Annotated in this window: 12 protein-coding genes; 4 read left to right on the top strand and 8 right to left on the bottom strand. The window is 66.4% G+C overall.

Going from position 1 to position 13,947, the window contains the following annotated elements; translation table 11 throughout:
• Nucleotides 1-71 precede the first annotated feature (71 nt).
• From E8M01_RS30920 to E8M01_RS35665, 4 genes are all read left to right on the top strand, one after another.
• Nucleotides 72-1,787, top strand: a complete 1,716-nt coding sequence (locus E8M01_RS30920) for an arylsulfatase (RefSeq protein ID WP_136963672.1) — start codon at nucleotides 72-74, stop codon at nucleotides 1,785-1,787.
• An 84-nt stretch (nucleotides 1,788-1,871) separates the two neighbouring features.
• Entirely contained in the window at nucleotides 1,872-2,903 is a 1,032-nt protein-coding gene (locus E8M01_RS30925) for an HAD family hydrolase (protein WP_136963673.1), read from the top strand.
• Between the two features lie 87 nt (nucleotides 2,904-2,990).
• The gene (locus E8M01_RS30930) at nucleotides 2,991-3,821 is read left to right on the top strand and encodes a DUF2092 domain-containing protein (protein WP_136963674.1); all 831 of its coding nucleotides are present in this window, start codon (nucleotides 2,991-2,993) and stop codon (nucleotides 3,819-3,821) included.
• Nucleotides 3,821-4,522: a hypothetical protein gene (locus tag E8M01_RS35665; protein WP_246088890.1), complete on the top strand. Its 702-nt coding sequence runs from the start codon at nucleotides 3,821-3,823 to the stop codon at nucleotides 4,520-4,522. Before E8M01_RS30930 ends, E8M01_RS35665 begins: the two co-directional genes overlap by 1 nt.
• A 94-nt stretch (nucleotides 4,523-4,616) precedes the next feature.
• On the opposite strand, the gene E8M01_RS30940 is transcribed toward E8M01_RS35665, so the two are convergent.
• From E8M01_RS30940 to E8M01_RS30975, 8 genes are all read right to left on the bottom strand, one after another.
• Entirely contained in the window at nucleotides 4,617-5,549 is a 933-nt protein-coding gene (locus E8M01_RS30940; RefSeq protein WP_136964918.1) for a formylglycine-generating enzyme family protein, read from the bottom strand.
• A gap of 144 nt (nucleotides 5,550-5,693) precedes the next feature.
• Nucleotides 5,694-5,981, bottom strand: a complete 288-nt coding sequence (locus tag E8M01_RS30945) for a hypothetical protein (protein WP_136963675.1) — start codon at nucleotides 5,979-5,981, stop codon at nucleotides 5,694-5,696.
• A gap of 315 nt (nucleotides 5,982-6,296) precedes the next feature.
• Nucleotides 6,297-6,554 carry a hypothetical protein gene (locus E8M01_RS30950; protein ID WP_136963676.1) on the bottom strand — a complete coding sequence of 86 codons (258 nt, stop codon included), beginning with the start codon at nucleotides 6,552-6,554 and terminating at the stop codon, nucleotides 6,297-6,299.
• A 167-nt stretch (nucleotides 6,555-6,721) separates the two neighbouring features.
• Nucleotides 6,722-9,070 (bottom strand): sensor histidine kinase, encoded by a 2,349-nt coding sequence (locus tag E8M01_RS30955; protein WP_170182143.1) that lies wholly within the window; start codon nucleotides 9,068-9,070, stop codon nucleotides 6,722-6,724.
• Between the two features lie 449 nt (nucleotides 9,071-9,519).
• Nucleotides 9,520-10,953 carry a DUF1254 domain-containing protein gene (locus E8M01_RS30960; RefSeq protein ID WP_136963678.1) on the bottom strand — a complete coding sequence of 478 codons (1,434 nt, stop codon included), beginning with the start codon at nucleotides 10,951-10,953 and terminating at the stop codon, nucleotides 9,520-9,522.
• 170 nt (nucleotides 10,954-11,123) lie between these two features.
• Entirely contained in the window at nucleotides 11,124-12,272 is a 1,149-nt protein-coding gene (locus tag E8M01_RS30965; RefSeq protein WP_136963679.1) for an HlyD family secretion protein, read from the bottom strand.
• Nucleotides 12,269-12,646 carry a DUF3302 domain-containing protein gene (locus E8M01_RS30970; RefSeq protein WP_136963680.1) on the bottom strand — a complete coding sequence of 126 codons (378 nt, stop codon included), beginning with the start codon at nucleotides 12,644-12,646 and terminating at the stop codon, nucleotides 12,269-12,271. Before E8M01_RS30970 ends, E8M01_RS30965 begins: the two co-directional genes overlap by 4 nt.
• Before the next feature lie 303 nt (nucleotides 12,647-12,949).
• Nucleotides 12,950-13,903, bottom strand: a complete 954-nt coding sequence (locus E8M01_RS30975) for a SphA family protein (protein WP_136963681.1) — start codon at nucleotides 13,901-13,903, stop codon at nucleotides 12,950-12,952.
• Nucleotides 13,904-13,947: the final 44 nt, after the last annotated feature.

Consider the following 13,947-nt stretch of genomic DNA (forward strand, 5'->3'; position numbering starts at 1 on the left):
TACCCGCGCCCTCTTGCCCGTGGTCGGCTGAGGCAAGTCCTTCGCCAAGCCCCCACCAGGAGAGATTTGCGATGTCCACGCACGAGGACCACGAGACCAATCCATCCGACGCCGCGGAAATCAGCCAGGGGCCGGCCAGTTCCCCGCAGGGCGGCGGCCTCAGCCGCCGCAATATCCTGCTGTCGAGCACGACGCTCGCGGCCATCGCGGCGACCGCGCCCTTCGGTGACGCCCAGGCGCAGCAGCGTCCGGCGCAACCTGGCCAGCCCGCCCAGGCGCCGCAGCCGGCGGCCCCCGCGGCCACGGGGCGGCGCCCGAACATCCTGGTGATCTTCGGCGACGACATCGGCCAGGCGAATATCAGCGCCTATACCTTCGGCTTGATGGGCTACAAGACCCCGAATATCGACCGGATCGCCAGGGAAGGCATGATGTTCACCGACTATTATGCCGAGCAGAGCTGCACGGCAGGCCGGTCGAGCTTCATTACCGGCCAGTGCACGCTGCGGACGGGCTTGAGCAAGGTCGGCACGCCGGGCTCGCCGGTCGGCCTGCAGGCGAGCGATGCGACCATCGCCGAACTGCTCAAGCCGCTGGGCTACGCCACCGGCCAGTTCGGCAAGAACCATCTCGGCGACAAGGACGAATATCTGCCGACCGCCCATGGCTTCGACGAGTTCTTCGGTAATCTCTATCACCTCAACGCCGAGGAAGAACCGGAATCGCGGACCTATCCGCGCGATCCGGAATTTCGCAAGAAGTTCGGCCCGCGCGGCGTGATCCGCTCGACCGCCGACGGCAAGATCGAGGATACCGGGCCGCTGACCAAGAAGCGGATGGAGACGATCGACGACGAGACCTCGACCGCCGCCATGGATTTCATGGATCGCCAGGTCAAGGCCAGCAAGCCGTTCTTCTGCTGGTTCAACGCCACGCGCATGCATTTGCGCACCCATGTCAGGGCCGAGCATCGCGACCAGCCGGGCCTGACCTCCAGGACCGAATATGCCGACGGCATGATCGAGCACGACAATACGATCGGCATCATCCTCAAGAAGCTCGAGGATCTCGGCATCGCCAATGACACGATCGTGCTCTACACGACCGACAATGGCCCGCACATGAACTCCTGGCCGGATGGCGGCATGACGCCGTTCCGCAGCGAGAAGAACACCAATTGGGAAGGTGCCTTCCGGGTGCCCTGCATGATGCGCTGGCCGGGCCGGATCCGGCCGGGCCAGATCTCCAACGAGATCGTCAGCGGCCAGGATTGGCTGCCGACCCTTCTGGCGGCGGCCGGTGATCCCGACATCAAGGCCAAATTGCTCAGGGGCCACACCGCAGGGTCCAAGACCTTCAAGAACCATCTCGATGGTTTCAACCAACTGCCCTATCTGACCGGGCAGCAGGAGCGCGGCGCGCGCAAGTCGTTCATCTATTTCAACGACGACGGCGATCTGGTCGCCGTGCGCCATGAGAACTGGAAGGTCGTGTTCGAGGAACAGCGCGCGCAGGGAACCCTGCGCATCTGGGCCGAGCCGTTCACCACGCTTCGCATACCCAAGCTGTTCGACCTGCGCGCCGACCCCTATGAGCGCGCCGATGTCACCTCGAACACCTATTACGACTGGTGGATGTCGAACAATTACGTGGCCTATATCGCCATCGCCGAGGCGACCGAATTCCTCGCGACGTTCAAGGACTTCCCGCCGGCGCAGCGCTCGGCGAGCTTCGGCATCGACCAGGTGGTCGAGAAGATGCGGCGCTCGATGACGGCCAGCCAGTAAGCCTCGGGGCGCGCCGGCCGTGGCCTCGGCCGGCGCGCCTTTTTTTCGTCGTGCTTCAGCGGGACATCCCAAGCGAGACATGCCATGTCCAATCCGTTTGCCGCACCGTCGCGCCGGAACGTCGTGACCTCCGCCGCCGGCCTGACCTTGCTCGGCCTGGCTTCGGCGCCGGCGCTTGCCCAGCCACCCGTCCTGATACCCGCGCCGCTGCCGTCCTGGAACGAGGGGCCGAACCGGCAGGCGATCCTGGATTTCGTGGCACGCGTCACCCGCGAGGGCGGGCCGGACTTCGTGCCGCCGAACGAGCGCATCGCGACCTTCGACAATGACGGCACGCTCTGGGCCGAGAACCCGATGTATTTCCAGGGGCTCTTCGCCTTTGCGCGGGCGCACGAGCTGGCCTCCAAGGATCCTGTCCTGGCCCAGCGCGAGCCGTTCAAGTCGATCCTGGCGGGCGACCAGGCGGCGATCGCCAAGTTCGGCGAGCACGAGATCGCCGCGCTGATGGCGGCGACCCATGCCGGCATGACCACCGAGGAGTTCAACGCCATCGTCCGGCGCTGGACCGAGACCGCCATCCACCCGCGCTTCCAGCGGCGTTATGTCGAGCTCGTCTATCAGCCCATGCTCGAACTGCTGGCCTATCTTCGCGCCAACGGCTTCAAGACCTTCATCGTGTCGGGCGGTGGCGTCGACTTCATGCGTGTCTTCGCCGAATCCGCCTATGGCATTCCGCCCGAACAGGTCATCGGCTCGAGCGGCAAGACCAAGTTCGAGATCCGCGACGGCCGGGCGGTCCTGATCAAACAGGCCGATATCGGCAGCATCGACGACAAGGAAGGCAAGCCGGTCAATATCGACCTGCATATCGGCCGGCGGCCGACCGCGGCCTTCGGCAATTCCGACGGCGATCTGGCCATGCTGCAATATGCCGCCGGCGGCCCTGGCGCGCGCCTGATGCTGATCGTCCATCACGACGATGCCGAGCGCGAATATGCCTATGACCGGCAATCCCATGTCGGCCGGCTCGACAAGGCGCTCGACGAGGCCACCCAGCGCAACTGGGTCGTGGTCAGCATGAAGCGCGATTGGCGCACCGTCTTTCCGGCGCGCTGAGGTCGCCGTCGACGGGGCTTCGGCCCGTCCGGCCCGTCTGGCGCGGCGGGATATCCGCCCGACCCTTTCCATACCGAGGATGATGCCATGCCCAATCCACCTGGACGGACCGGCCCGTTGCGAAAAGCCGGTCTGTGCGTGCTCGCGGTCGGCGCGCTCGCGGCCGGCGCCATGGCCGTGGCAGGGCCGGCGGAGGCCCAGACCCGGCCGCCGCGCGGCGCAGAGGCGCGGCTGATCACGCCCGCCGTCGATCCTGCCTCGATCGCCGCGCTCAGCCGCATGGGCGAGTACCTGCGCTCGCTCAAGGCCTTTGAAATCAATGCCACGACGCTCGTCGAGGTGGTGCTCGACAACGACCAGAAGATCGGCATCGTCGGCACGGCGCGTTATCGCGCCCGACTGCCCGACCGGCTGCGGGTCGATCTCGCCGCCGGCAGCCACCAGCGCGAGATCGTCTATGACGGCAAGACGCTGATGGTGATCGCGCCGCGTGAGCATTATTATGCCCAGGTCGATACTCGCCCGACCATCAAGGAGATGCTCGAAGAGGCGGCCCGGCGGCTCGGCGTCGACATGCCGCTCGCCGACCTGTTCGCCTGGGGTGCGAGCGACGCCCAGTGGAACGCGGTGCGCGGATCGTTTCGCGTCGGCGAGGCCATTGTCGGCGGCGCGCCCTGCGAGCATTGGGCCTTCCGTGAGCGCGACCAGGACTGGGAACTGTGCATCCGCACCGGTGACCAGCCACTGCCGCTGAGGATCGCCATCGTCCGCACCCGCGATCCCGCCAGGCCGCGTTTCGAAGCGATCCTGACCTGGACCGTCAATCCGGATCTCGGCGATGGCCTGTTCGCCTATGCGCCCGGCGCCGGCACGACACGGATCGAGTTCCTCACCTCCGACATGACGGGAGCCCGCTGATGGCCTGGAGCGACCGGTTTCAAGGGCGAGGGCGTCTCGCCCGCCAGGCGCTGACGGTTGGCGGCGTCGCGTTGACGCTGGCGGTGTCGGCGCAGCTCGCCGAAGCGCGTTTCGGTGGCTTCGGCGGCGGGCGGGGTGGCCATTTCAACATCGGCGGCGGCTTCAACGCGCCGCGTTTCGGCGGTGGCGGTTTTCGTCCCGGTGGTTTCGAACCCGGCGGGTTCCGCCCGGCATTCCACCCCGAGATGGGGTTTCACCCGGCCTTCCGGCCCGGCCATCCCTATGTCGGACCGGGGCCGGTCAGACCCAGTGGCTTGCGCCCGGGCCCGGTCCCAAGGCCTGGACCAGGGCCTCATCCGGGACCTGGACCAGGACCGCATCCCGGACCAGGACCCGGGCCGCACCCGCCGGGGCCGCCACCCCCGCCGCCACTGCCGCCACGGCCATTGCCACCGCTACCACCGCCGCCGCTCTATCCCGGCTATTATTGGGGCCCGGGTTACATGGGCGCGCCCTGGATCGCCGCCGGCGCGGCCGCGGCCACCGCGGTCGCGGTTGGCACGATGATCGCCACCTTGCCGCCGGCCTGCGCCAGGGAAGTGGTCAACGGCAGCACTTATGAGCTCTGCGGCGGCACCTGGTACCGGCCGACCTATTCCGGCAACCAGCTCGTTTATGTCGCCGTGGCGCCGCCGCGATAAGCGCTTTCATCGCAAGAAGCAGGGGCCGGTCTCGCCAGGAGACCGGCCCCATGTCTTGTCCGCCCATCGGATCGAAAGATCGGCGCTGATCGCGTCAGGCTTGGCGCTGCACGCAACGAAAGCCGACATGGCTGGTCGAGGTGTCGACCGGCTCGGCATGGCGGGCGGCCGGCCGGTAGCGGCGGCAATAGTTCGGCGCGCACAGATGCGAGCCGCCCTTGAGGACCTTGCGCGGGATGCGGATCTGCGGCTGGCGCGGATCGTAGCTCGCGGCCTCGGCGCCGCCGCGCGGGTTCTGCGGAATGCAGCAGGCCTTGCCGGCATCATCAGCGTGTTTCGGGCTGTACCAGTCGGCGGTCCACTCCCAGACATTGCCGATCATGTCGAGGACGCCATAACCATTGGCCGGGAAGGCGGTCACCGGTGAGGTCCGGTCATGGCCGTCATCGCCTCGATTTTCGTGCGGAAACAGGCCCTGCCAGGTATTGGCCATATGCCGGCCGCCAGGCATGAACGCGTCGCCCCAGGCGAATTCCGCGCCATCAAGGCCGCCGCGGGCGGCGAACTCCCACTCGGCTTCGCTCGGCAGCTGCTTGCCCGCCCAGCGCGCATAAGCCTCGGCGTCGCAATAGGCGATATGGACGACCGGGTGCTCGTCGAGGCCGTCGAGGCTGCTGCCCGGTCCGGATGGCCGGCGCCAGTCGGCGCCGAAGGTGAAGCCCCACCAGCGGCTCCAGTCACGCAGGTCGACCGGTGCCGGCGGCTGATGGAACACCAGCGAACCCGCGCGCAGCATATGGGGCAGGGCGCCGGGATAGTCGCGCGGATCCGGCGCGATCTCGGCAAAGGTCACATAGCCGGTGGCCGCGACGAAGGCGTTGAACTGCCGGTTGGTCACCGGTGTCCGGTCGATCCAGAACCCGTCGACCCGCACCTGGTGCGCCGGGGATTCTTCCGGATAATGCGTATCCGACCCCATGCGGAACGAACCGGCTGAGATCCAGACCATGCCGGCGTCGGCCGGCATCATCGTTTGCGCCGATGCCGGAAGCGCGCAGCCGCACGACTTCACATCGCCCGAAACGGGGTCAGCCAGGGCGCCGGCCGGAAATTGCGCGTCCATCATGATCTCCCGCATGCTGGCTCGAAGCCGGCCGAACCCGACGATTCATCAGTCAAAGAACAGCCCGCCCGGCTCGCCGATCGCCTGGATGTCCATGACACAGGGAATTGCCACGGCTCGAAAGCTCGGCGGATCGACAATGTGGGTCAGGCCGCAGGTCAGTCCGACCACCGGCGCGGCACAGCGATCCGCGCAGAACCGATCGGCGGACCTGGGCCAGACCGGCCGCTGCGGGCCGCTCGTCCGAGCCTCGGGCGAAGCGGCGAAAGTCGCCGATGGACTGTTGGTTTCAACCGATCCAGCCGACGCAGGGGCGGCCGGGATCAGCAGGAACACGGCCGACAGGACCGCGATCGACGTTCGGGACAGAACCATGTCACCGCCTCGGGTATGAACACCGGAGCCATCAGGGCACCGACCAGGCCGGCGGGCTATCGGGTCCAGGCCTCGTCCGCCCCCAGGGTCATTGCCCCGATCTTGCCGGGGATCTGCCTGAGCCGAAGCGGACAGCACCCGTGCCAGCTCGCCTCGGGCCTGGACGCCAGGACAAGAGGAGGCCGCCTTGCGACGGCCTCCACAGTTGGGAGCATCCCAGGTCGGGATTGGGGGGAGGTGCCGCCAGCTCCTGAAGCATGCGCCGGCGAGGTCAGGTCAGCGACGACCGGGAATGGTGCCGCCATTGGCGACGCAGGACTGGTAGAGCATGGTGCGGCTCTCGGCGATGCCGGTGTCCTCGCGGGAACCGGGAACGGCCTCGACCACATCATGCATGCATTTGGATTGAATCACCGCATTCGACCGGTTCGGCACCGTTGCCGACTGGGCGTTGGCGGCACCGGCAAACAGCAGGGTGGCGCCGACGGATGCGAGCGTGAATGCCGAAATCGAGGTGAAAGTCAGGCGAGCCATGTGGTGCTCCTCTTGGGGTTGGCGGGACCAATGAAGCGCTGGAGCCGGTTCACATCGATCAGGCGATGCACTGAAGCGCCGGAGAATATTCCCGGGGCAGTTTCAGGGGAAACCCTGAGGCCGGCGTCGTTGCCGAATTGACCCGTGCCGGAGCCCGGCCCGGCCGTTCAATGTCCGACCGGAATGGAGGCGCGCACCATGGTGCCCTTGCCGGCGCGGCGGCGGATCGTCAGCTTTCCGCCGAGCTGGACGACGCGGGCCTTCATGCCGGGGAGCCCGACGCCCAGTCCCGCATGGGCCTCGCCCTGCGGGTCGAAGGGAATGCCTATGCCGTCATCGAAAATATCCAGCACGAGCCAGTTGCCCTGGTCGCGCAGCCGGACGACGGCTTTCGACGCGCCAGCATGCTTGAGCACGTTGGTGAGCGCTTCCTGGGCGATCCGCATCATGGCGATCGCGGTGTCCTCGGCGAGCCTGGTGGCGCGCGAATTGGTGCGGAAATCGACCGCAAGTCCGGTGCGCGCCGAATAACCCGTGACGAAGCGGTCGAGCGCCGACATCAGGTCGCCATGCTCGAGCGCCGGCGGGTGCAGGAGATAGCTCAGCACCCGGACCTCCTGCTGGGCATCCTTCAGCGCGGTGCGGATATCCTCCATGATGTTGCGGGTCTGCGCGTCGGCCGGCAGCTTGTCGCGCAGGCCGGCGAGGCCCAGTTGAATGCCGATCAGATGTTGCGCGGTGGAGTCGTGCAGCTCGCGTGCGATCCGGCGGCGTTCGGCGTCCTGGGTTTCGAGCAATTGCGCCGACAGCGTGCGCAGCTCCGCGTCGCGCCGGAAGATCTCGGTCACGTCCTCATGGGTCACCACGATATGCTCGGCATTGCCGACGGCGAAGCGCGTCGCCTTGACCAGCAGCCACAACGGATGGTCGGCGAGCTTGAGCAGGGTCTCGAACCGTTCGCTCCGGCCCGCGAGGATATCGCCGACATGGCGCTGCAGGGCGCCGGCGAGATCGAGGCCGACAGCGCCGCGGATCCAGGTCGAGAGATAGGCGTGACCGACCCCGGAGCCCTTTTGCGTGGAGCCGCGGCCTTCGCCCATGACGCGCCAGGCGCGGTTGACCGCAATGATCTTGCCGTCGTGATCGATGATCGCGATGGCCGCGGCCAAGGCATCGATGGTCGACTGCAGGAAGGTCGTCTGGTCCTGTTTCTGCTGTTCGGCCTGCTTGCGGTCGGTGATGTCGTGGAACAGGATCCCGACGCCCTTGGCGGTCGGATAGACGTTCAATTCGATCCACCGGTCGGCCACGAAGGCGGACCGCCGGGCGATCCGTGTCGGCCGTTGCAGCTGGACCGCACGCTCGATCGTCCGAGCGAAAGCATCGCGCCGGCCAAGGATATCGAAATATTTCTGGCCCCTGAGATGGGCTTCCGACACGCCGAACCATTCGGTTGCCGGACCGCTGACTTCGGTGATCCTGAGCTCCGGATCGAGGCCGATGAAACAATCGCCGACCGCGAAGAGAATCGCCTCGAGCCGCCCCTGGGTGGCCCGGGCGGCTTCTTCCGCCGCCTTCAGGTCGTGAATATTGATGGCAACCCCGAACAGGCGCTCGATCTCGCCGCGCTCGTCGCGGACGATCTGGCCCTTGTTGGAGAACCAGAGATATTCGCCGTCGGCGCGCCGGATCCTGAGTTCGTGCGCGAATTCACCGGTTGTCTCGGCTTGGCTCGCCTCGAGAAACCCGATGTCGTCGGGATGCACCACGGCATGCCGGAGCTCGTCGCAGCTCAGCCCGGCGGGCATGCCGGTAAAGTCCTGGAAACTGCGGTTGATGAAGAAGCTGTCGTCGCTCGTTTCCAGCAGATAGAGCATGTCCGGGATCGTATCGGCGACGAGGCGGAAGCGGCTTTCGCTCGCCTGCAGCTCGGTCACGTCGTGGCCACTGCCGAGCAGGGCGATCACCCGGCTGTGGTCGGCATTCCACAGCGGTACCAGCACCATCTGCAGCACCAGCGGCGGCGCGCCGGCGAAATCATAGACCTGCTGGTAACGGATCGGCCTGCCGGCTTCGACACATTGGCGAAACCGCGCCACGACCTGATCGGCCAGCGCCGGCTCCAGGCACTGGTGCGGCTCGCGGCCGGCAATGGCTGACGACCGGATGCCCGAGCGCCGTTCCTGAGCCGGGTTCATGCCCTCATAGATGAAGCGGCCGTCGGCCTCGACCCGGACGGCGAACAGGCTCTCGGCTGAATTCTCCCAATAGAGCCCATAACGCAGCCCCCAGTCGGCCATCGCCTGCTCCGCGTCATCGGAGGTCTCGACGCGCCCCATGATGGCGCCGCCGCCGAGCCAGGTGGCAATCAGGACTTTCGCCTCCAGCAGGGGGAAGGGCGCCAATGCCACGGGCTGCTCCAGCGTAGCGGGCAGGCCGAGCGATTGAAACACCAGACCCGCGGCCAGCGCACTGGCGGCCAGGACCAGGCCCCCGATCATGATCGAAAGGCGCACTTGCACAGGCTCGCCCCTTCCATCTGACAATTGCTGCGGGAAACCCTCGTTATGGCGATCGCGAACAAAGCCGGCTCGGGTACAAATCATACCTGAGATTGCCCGTCGCAGAACCCCTGGTCAACAATTGCACGTAGCAATTGCTCGAAATGCACTCAAAAATACCGAGTATTCATTAGAATTTTTGGATAGTTTTAAGTTATGACTACTTTGATGCCGTTGCCGCCCCGATGAGGCAGACCCAAAACGCTCTTGAGGATGCCTCGGTCAGGTCTGCGACGGCGCGCGGGGTGTTGCGACCGAGCCGACACGATGAATCATCGCTTGGTCTGGTGGGTCGCGTTCAAGCATACGCCCGGCGCGGCGCGGCGTCATCCCCGGGAGGAGCCCGAAGCGGGACGCCCCCGAGACCGCCGGGACCACGACCGAACCCAGACCGGCCGACAAGCCTATTCGACCGGTTGCAGCGGCGGGCGGATCCACGCGCCGGAAATCAGCTCCGGCTTCGGTTCATAGACCCGCAGGACCAGATAGAACGGCCCGTTCGGCGCCGGCAGCCAGTTGCTCTCTTCCGCCGCTCCCGGCGACTGCTGCTGGATATGGAGCGTCAGGCTGCCGTCCGCGGCAGTCTTCAATTGCGGCAGCATGGGCGAGTTGATCAGGTAACGGTTGAGCGGGTTGTCGACCAGCAACTGGGTCTTGCCGTCATAGAGGGTCAGGGACCAGAAGGCATTGGCCGGCGGCAATCTGTCCTTTTCGAAACGCAGCATGTAGCGGCGCTGCGCGGCATTGGCCGGCGCGCCGTTGCGATCAACGAAATAGCCGAGATAGAGCGCCTCTTCGCGTGAATTGCCGAAGATGCCGAGCTTCGCGCCGGCATAACGGTAGAGATAATTGTTGTTCAGGAAGGCGCGGGTCCCGAACATCTCGCCGCTGCTGACCTTGGCGGTGTCGAGCTCAGTCGCCTTGAACGTCTCGTACGCCTTGATGCCGTCGGCTATGCCGCCTTCCAGCGCCTGGCGCGTCTCGGCCGACAGCGCCGTCTCGTCGAAGCCGAAGCCGAGGCCGGCGCCGACGCCGATCCTGGCGAAGCGGGCCATCAACGCGGTTTCGCTCGGGTCGGTCGGCGCCAGGCTCATGAGAAAATTCATGTAGCGGAAGATCGCCGGCGTCTGCGACATGGTCGCGAGTTCCGGCTTCGGCCAGTTCAAGGCCGGCGCGGGGGCAGGAGCCGGTTGATTGAGGAAGGCGCTCAGCGGCTGAACCCGATACGTGCCCTGGATACGCTTGACGTTGTCGAGGTCATCCGCGCCGAACAGCTGGGTGCGATAGAGCGCATAGGCGATCTCGGTCTCGCAACGCACCACCGCGCTGACCCCGGCCGGCGTCTGGCCTTGCCATTTCGGACCGGCGACCAGGAAATTGCCGGCCTTGGCGCCGGTCGTGCGCTGACCGAGATAGGCGAAGTTCTGGGTGTAGAGATCGATCAACTGGACCGACAGATAACGTTTCGGGTCGATATCCGGCAGCGTCAGCACCACCGGCTCGGCGCGCAGGTCCATCCAGATGAAGGAATAGGGCGTATCCGAATTCGGCGTGACGAAGGCGGTATCCCTCGGTGTGAAGACATTGGCGGTATTGCTGATCTGGTTGAAGGGCGCCTTGAAGTTGGGGCTCTCGCGATCGATCGCCTGGGTGTAGAGCGTCTTGTAGCTCTCGACCATCGGGAAGCCGTAGAGATAGGCCTCCTTGGCAATGGTGCGGGCCTCCGCCGCGGGGACGGCCTGGGCATGAGGCGATCCCGGCTCCACGATCAGCGCGACGCCGATGGCGGTCGCCGGCAGCATGGCGCGACGGGTCAGGTTAGGGCCGGTGACGGGCATCTCGCACTCCTGAATCTGGCTGGCGCCCGCGGTTCCGGCATTGCCATCGCGACGATGGTCTGGGCCTGCGGGACCTGTCGGCATGCGAGCTGCTTTCAGGATGCTCTGCGCTGGAGGCGGCAGAAGCCATCCGGCAAAACCCCGAAAAAAGCGCAAGGGGTTTCACCGCCTCAGAACACCAGATAATTGAGCCAGCTCTTCATGCGCAGAAGGATCTGCCGGATGATCGCGACATGTTCGAAGCGCCCCGAATAGACCGCGACCTGGCCGATCGCACCGGCCGGGAGATTGGCCCCTCGCGGCAGGTCCAGCACTTTGATGATGACCTGTGCCCGCCCTGGCGTCCGGGCCCGGTCCTCGACCGACAGCAAGCCGCCGCCGGGTTGGAACTGGCCTTGCGGAATGGTGTCGAGCACCCGCTCGACGACGCCTTGAAAGATGCGCCCGGGAAAGGCGTCGAAGGCGATCTCGGCCTTGTCCTGCGGGCTCAGCCGCTGCAGCACGGCCTGCGGAAAGGCGGCGACGAAGAACTGCCTGTCGGTATTGACATAGACCATGGCCGGCATGAACGGGAACGGCACGGTGACCATGCCGGGCTGCAACGCCACCTGGGTGACGAAGCCATTGGTCGGCGCCCGGACGGTGGCCTGTTCCAGTTCGAACTCGGCCTTGCGCAGGGCGGCTTCGGCGGTTGCGACAGAGGTGTTCTCGCCGTTGATCTGCGAGGCGAGGGCGAGCCTTGCCCGCTCGGCCTGCGCCTGGGCGACCGTCAGCGCCGCCTCGGCCACCAGATATTCGCCCCGCCGGTTCTGTTCGTCCAGTTCGGTGAAGGGCGAAGCCCGGCCGGTCTGGCGCGCCGTCGCATTGCCGTCGCGATAACGTTCATAGGCCTGTTTGCTGCGGTCGCGGGCAGCCGCCGCCTCGGTGACGGCCGCCGATGCCGCATCCAGCCCGGCCTTCATTTCGCGCACGCCCTGTTCGGCCTCGGCCAGCGCGGCGCGACGGTGGTCGACGGCATATTGAAACGGCCGCGGATCGAGCCGGAACAACACATCGCCCGTCTTCAGCGGCATGTTGGCCTCGACCGGCACTTCAATCACCCGGCCTTGCACGGCCGACGTCATCGGCGTGGTCGAGAACACGATGCGTGCCTCGTCGGTGAACGGGTGATTGTAGTTGATCAGCGCGAGCACCCCGCCGACGATCGCGACGCCGCCGAGCCCGGCCGTGGTCAGTGTCCACTCATTGGCCGCTATGCGCAGGAGTTTGAAAGCGCCGATGCACAGGGCGACATAGGTCAGGATGAGCAGCGTGGTCATGCCGAAGCCTTCGGCGCCGACCGCTGTTCGAGAACCAAGTCCCGCTGTTCGAGAACCAAGTCCCGCTGTTCGAGCACCAGGACCCGCCGTTCGAGTGCGGCGATGGTGGCGGCCGGACCCGCCGGCGCGGCTTCATCGCCAGCCGCAATCCCCCAGCCCCGATCCGGGCGATAGGCCATGGCCCAGATCCACAGGAACGGCCAGATCACATGCAGGGTGAACAGGCTGACCCAGCCGGCGACCTGAATGGCATCCTGCTGCGGGTGATGGCGCGCGCGGGCCAGGCGATAGGGAATGTCGTGGATGGCGATGATGCCGTAGACGAGCGCAACCGCGACCAGCACCAGAATGACGAGAGCGACATAGTCCAGCATCGGCCCTGCTCGTTCTGATGGCCGGGACCCGGCCCGACGCGCGACTGCGTCAACCGAAACAGCAGCGCCCTGGCGTTGCCCGCCAGGCTCCGTGGTTTCGGCCGTTGCGGTCTCAACGATCGTGATTGTCGGGATGCCGGCCGCTTTCACAATCAGGCAAGACCAGCGCCGCGGCGGTGGTAAATCACCTGAGGCGGAAGCGGCGAGGCCCCCGACGGGACAGGGCCCGGGGCCGCCATCAGCCGTTCAGCGGCGCGCCGGCCCGAATGGCGCGGGGATCGATGCGGGCCTCGGCCCGCAGCGTCAGCGCATGGCCGAACGCAGCAGCCCGACCGGAGCGCCCGGCATGTAGAGCGGCATGGAGATGGTCAGGAAGCCGGCAGTGCCTTGCAGGCGGTTCTGCGTGTTGAACTCGCGGTAGACCTTGACGCTGGCTTGCATCGGGGTCTCCCAGGCCGTGAAATTATAGGCCACCATGCCGCCGAGCGCGGTCGCCCGGCCCTTGAAGTCGCCCAGCACCGCTCCGGGCCCGCTGTCGCCGGTCACCTGCTGATAGTGATAGCCGACAAGAGCAACGGACCATTCCTTGGTCAGGGTCTTCGAGATCGCCCATTCCGCGTGGAATTCCGTACCTGTGCGGTAGTTGGTCGCCGGGTTCATGCCGTTGAAGGTGACCCCGACGGCGCCGGAAATGTCGAGGCCGAGCGCCGGGTCCAGCCAGGTCGCGGCCAGGGTGAAATCGCCGGCCCAGCGATGGAAGGCGAGATTGGCGAGCGCGCCCTCGTTATATTGGCCGACCGGCGTATTGACCGTGGCATTGGCGGAGATGTGGAACTTGTCGAAGGTCCAGCCGATGGTCGCGCCGAACACCGGATCGCCAATGGTGAAGGTGTTGTCGCTGCGCGAACCGGTGAACGGTCCAACCGTCACATTGGCTTTGACCCAGGGACCGCCGATCGGCAGCGAACCATTAAAGGCGATCCGGCCGCCGAAAACCTGCCAGGGCGTGACCCATTGCAGGGTGGCGAAATCGCCGAGAATGGTGCCGCGCAGGCCGGCGGCAATATTGCCGCCCACCGGCAGCGACCGCGAGCCGCTCAACCCGCCGCCATAGAGATAGGCGGTATTCTGGAAGTAGAGGCCTTCCGGCGCGAGAAGGCCGGCCCCCGGGCCACGCGCGCCGAGCAAATAGAAGCCGGCGGCATTTTCCGCGGCCCGCGCTCTGTCGACGGCTCCGGAGAGGCCCGCGACAACCATGACGGCTCCGATCCAGAGCCGCGCGCATCTTGCCGATCGAGCAA

It is taken from the genome of Phreatobacter stygius (assembly GCF_005144885.1).
GTDB classification, from domain to species: domain Bacteria; phylum Pseudomonadota; class Alphaproteobacteria; order Rhizobiales; family Phreatobacteraceae; genus Phreatobacter; species Phreatobacter stygius.

Excerpts from the sequence above, each read along its gene's own strand:
- E8M01_RS30950 (WP_136963676.1), bottom strand. The coding sequence starts at position 6,554 with ATGGCTCGCCTGACTTTCACCTCGATTTCGGCATTCACGCTCGCATCC.
- E8M01_RS30965 (WP_136963679.1), bottom strand. The coding sequence starts at position 12,272 with ATGACCACGCTGCTCATCCTGACCTATGTCGCCCTGTGCATCGGCGCT.
- E8M01_RS30940 (WP_136964918.1), bottom strand. The coding sequence starts at position 5,549 with ATGCCGGCCGACGCCGGCATGGTCTGGATCTCAGCCGGTTCGTTCCGC.
- E8M01_RS30930 (WP_136963674.1), top strand. The coding sequence starts at position 2,991 with ATGCCCAATCCACCTGGACGGACCGGCCCGTTGCGAAAAGCCGGTCTG.
- E8M01_RS30925 (WP_136963673.1), top strand. The coding sequence starts at position 1,872 with ATGTCCAATCCGTTTGCCGCACCGTCGCGCCGGAACGTCGTGACCTCC.
- E8M01_RS30920 (WP_136963672.1), top strand. The coding sequence starts at position 72 with ATGTCCACGCACGAGGACCACGAGACCAATCCATCCGACGCCGCGGAA.
- E8M01_RS30960 (WP_136963678.1), bottom strand. The coding sequence starts at position 10,953 with ATGCCCGTCACCGGCCCTAACCTGACCCGTCGCGCCATGCTGCCGGCG.
- E8M01_RS35665 (WP_246088890.1), top strand. The coding sequence starts at position 3,821 with ATGGCCTGGAGCGACCGGTTTCAAGGGCGAGGGCGTCTCGCCCGCCAG.
- E8M01_RS30970 (WP_136963680.1), bottom strand. The coding sequence starts at position 12,646 with ATGCTGGACTATGTCGCTCTCGTCATTCTGGTGCTGGTCGCGGTTGCG.
- E8M01_RS30975 (WP_136963681.1), bottom strand. The coding sequence starts at position 13,903 with ATGGTTGTCGCGGGCCTCTCCGGAGCCGTCGACAGAGCGCGGGCCGCG.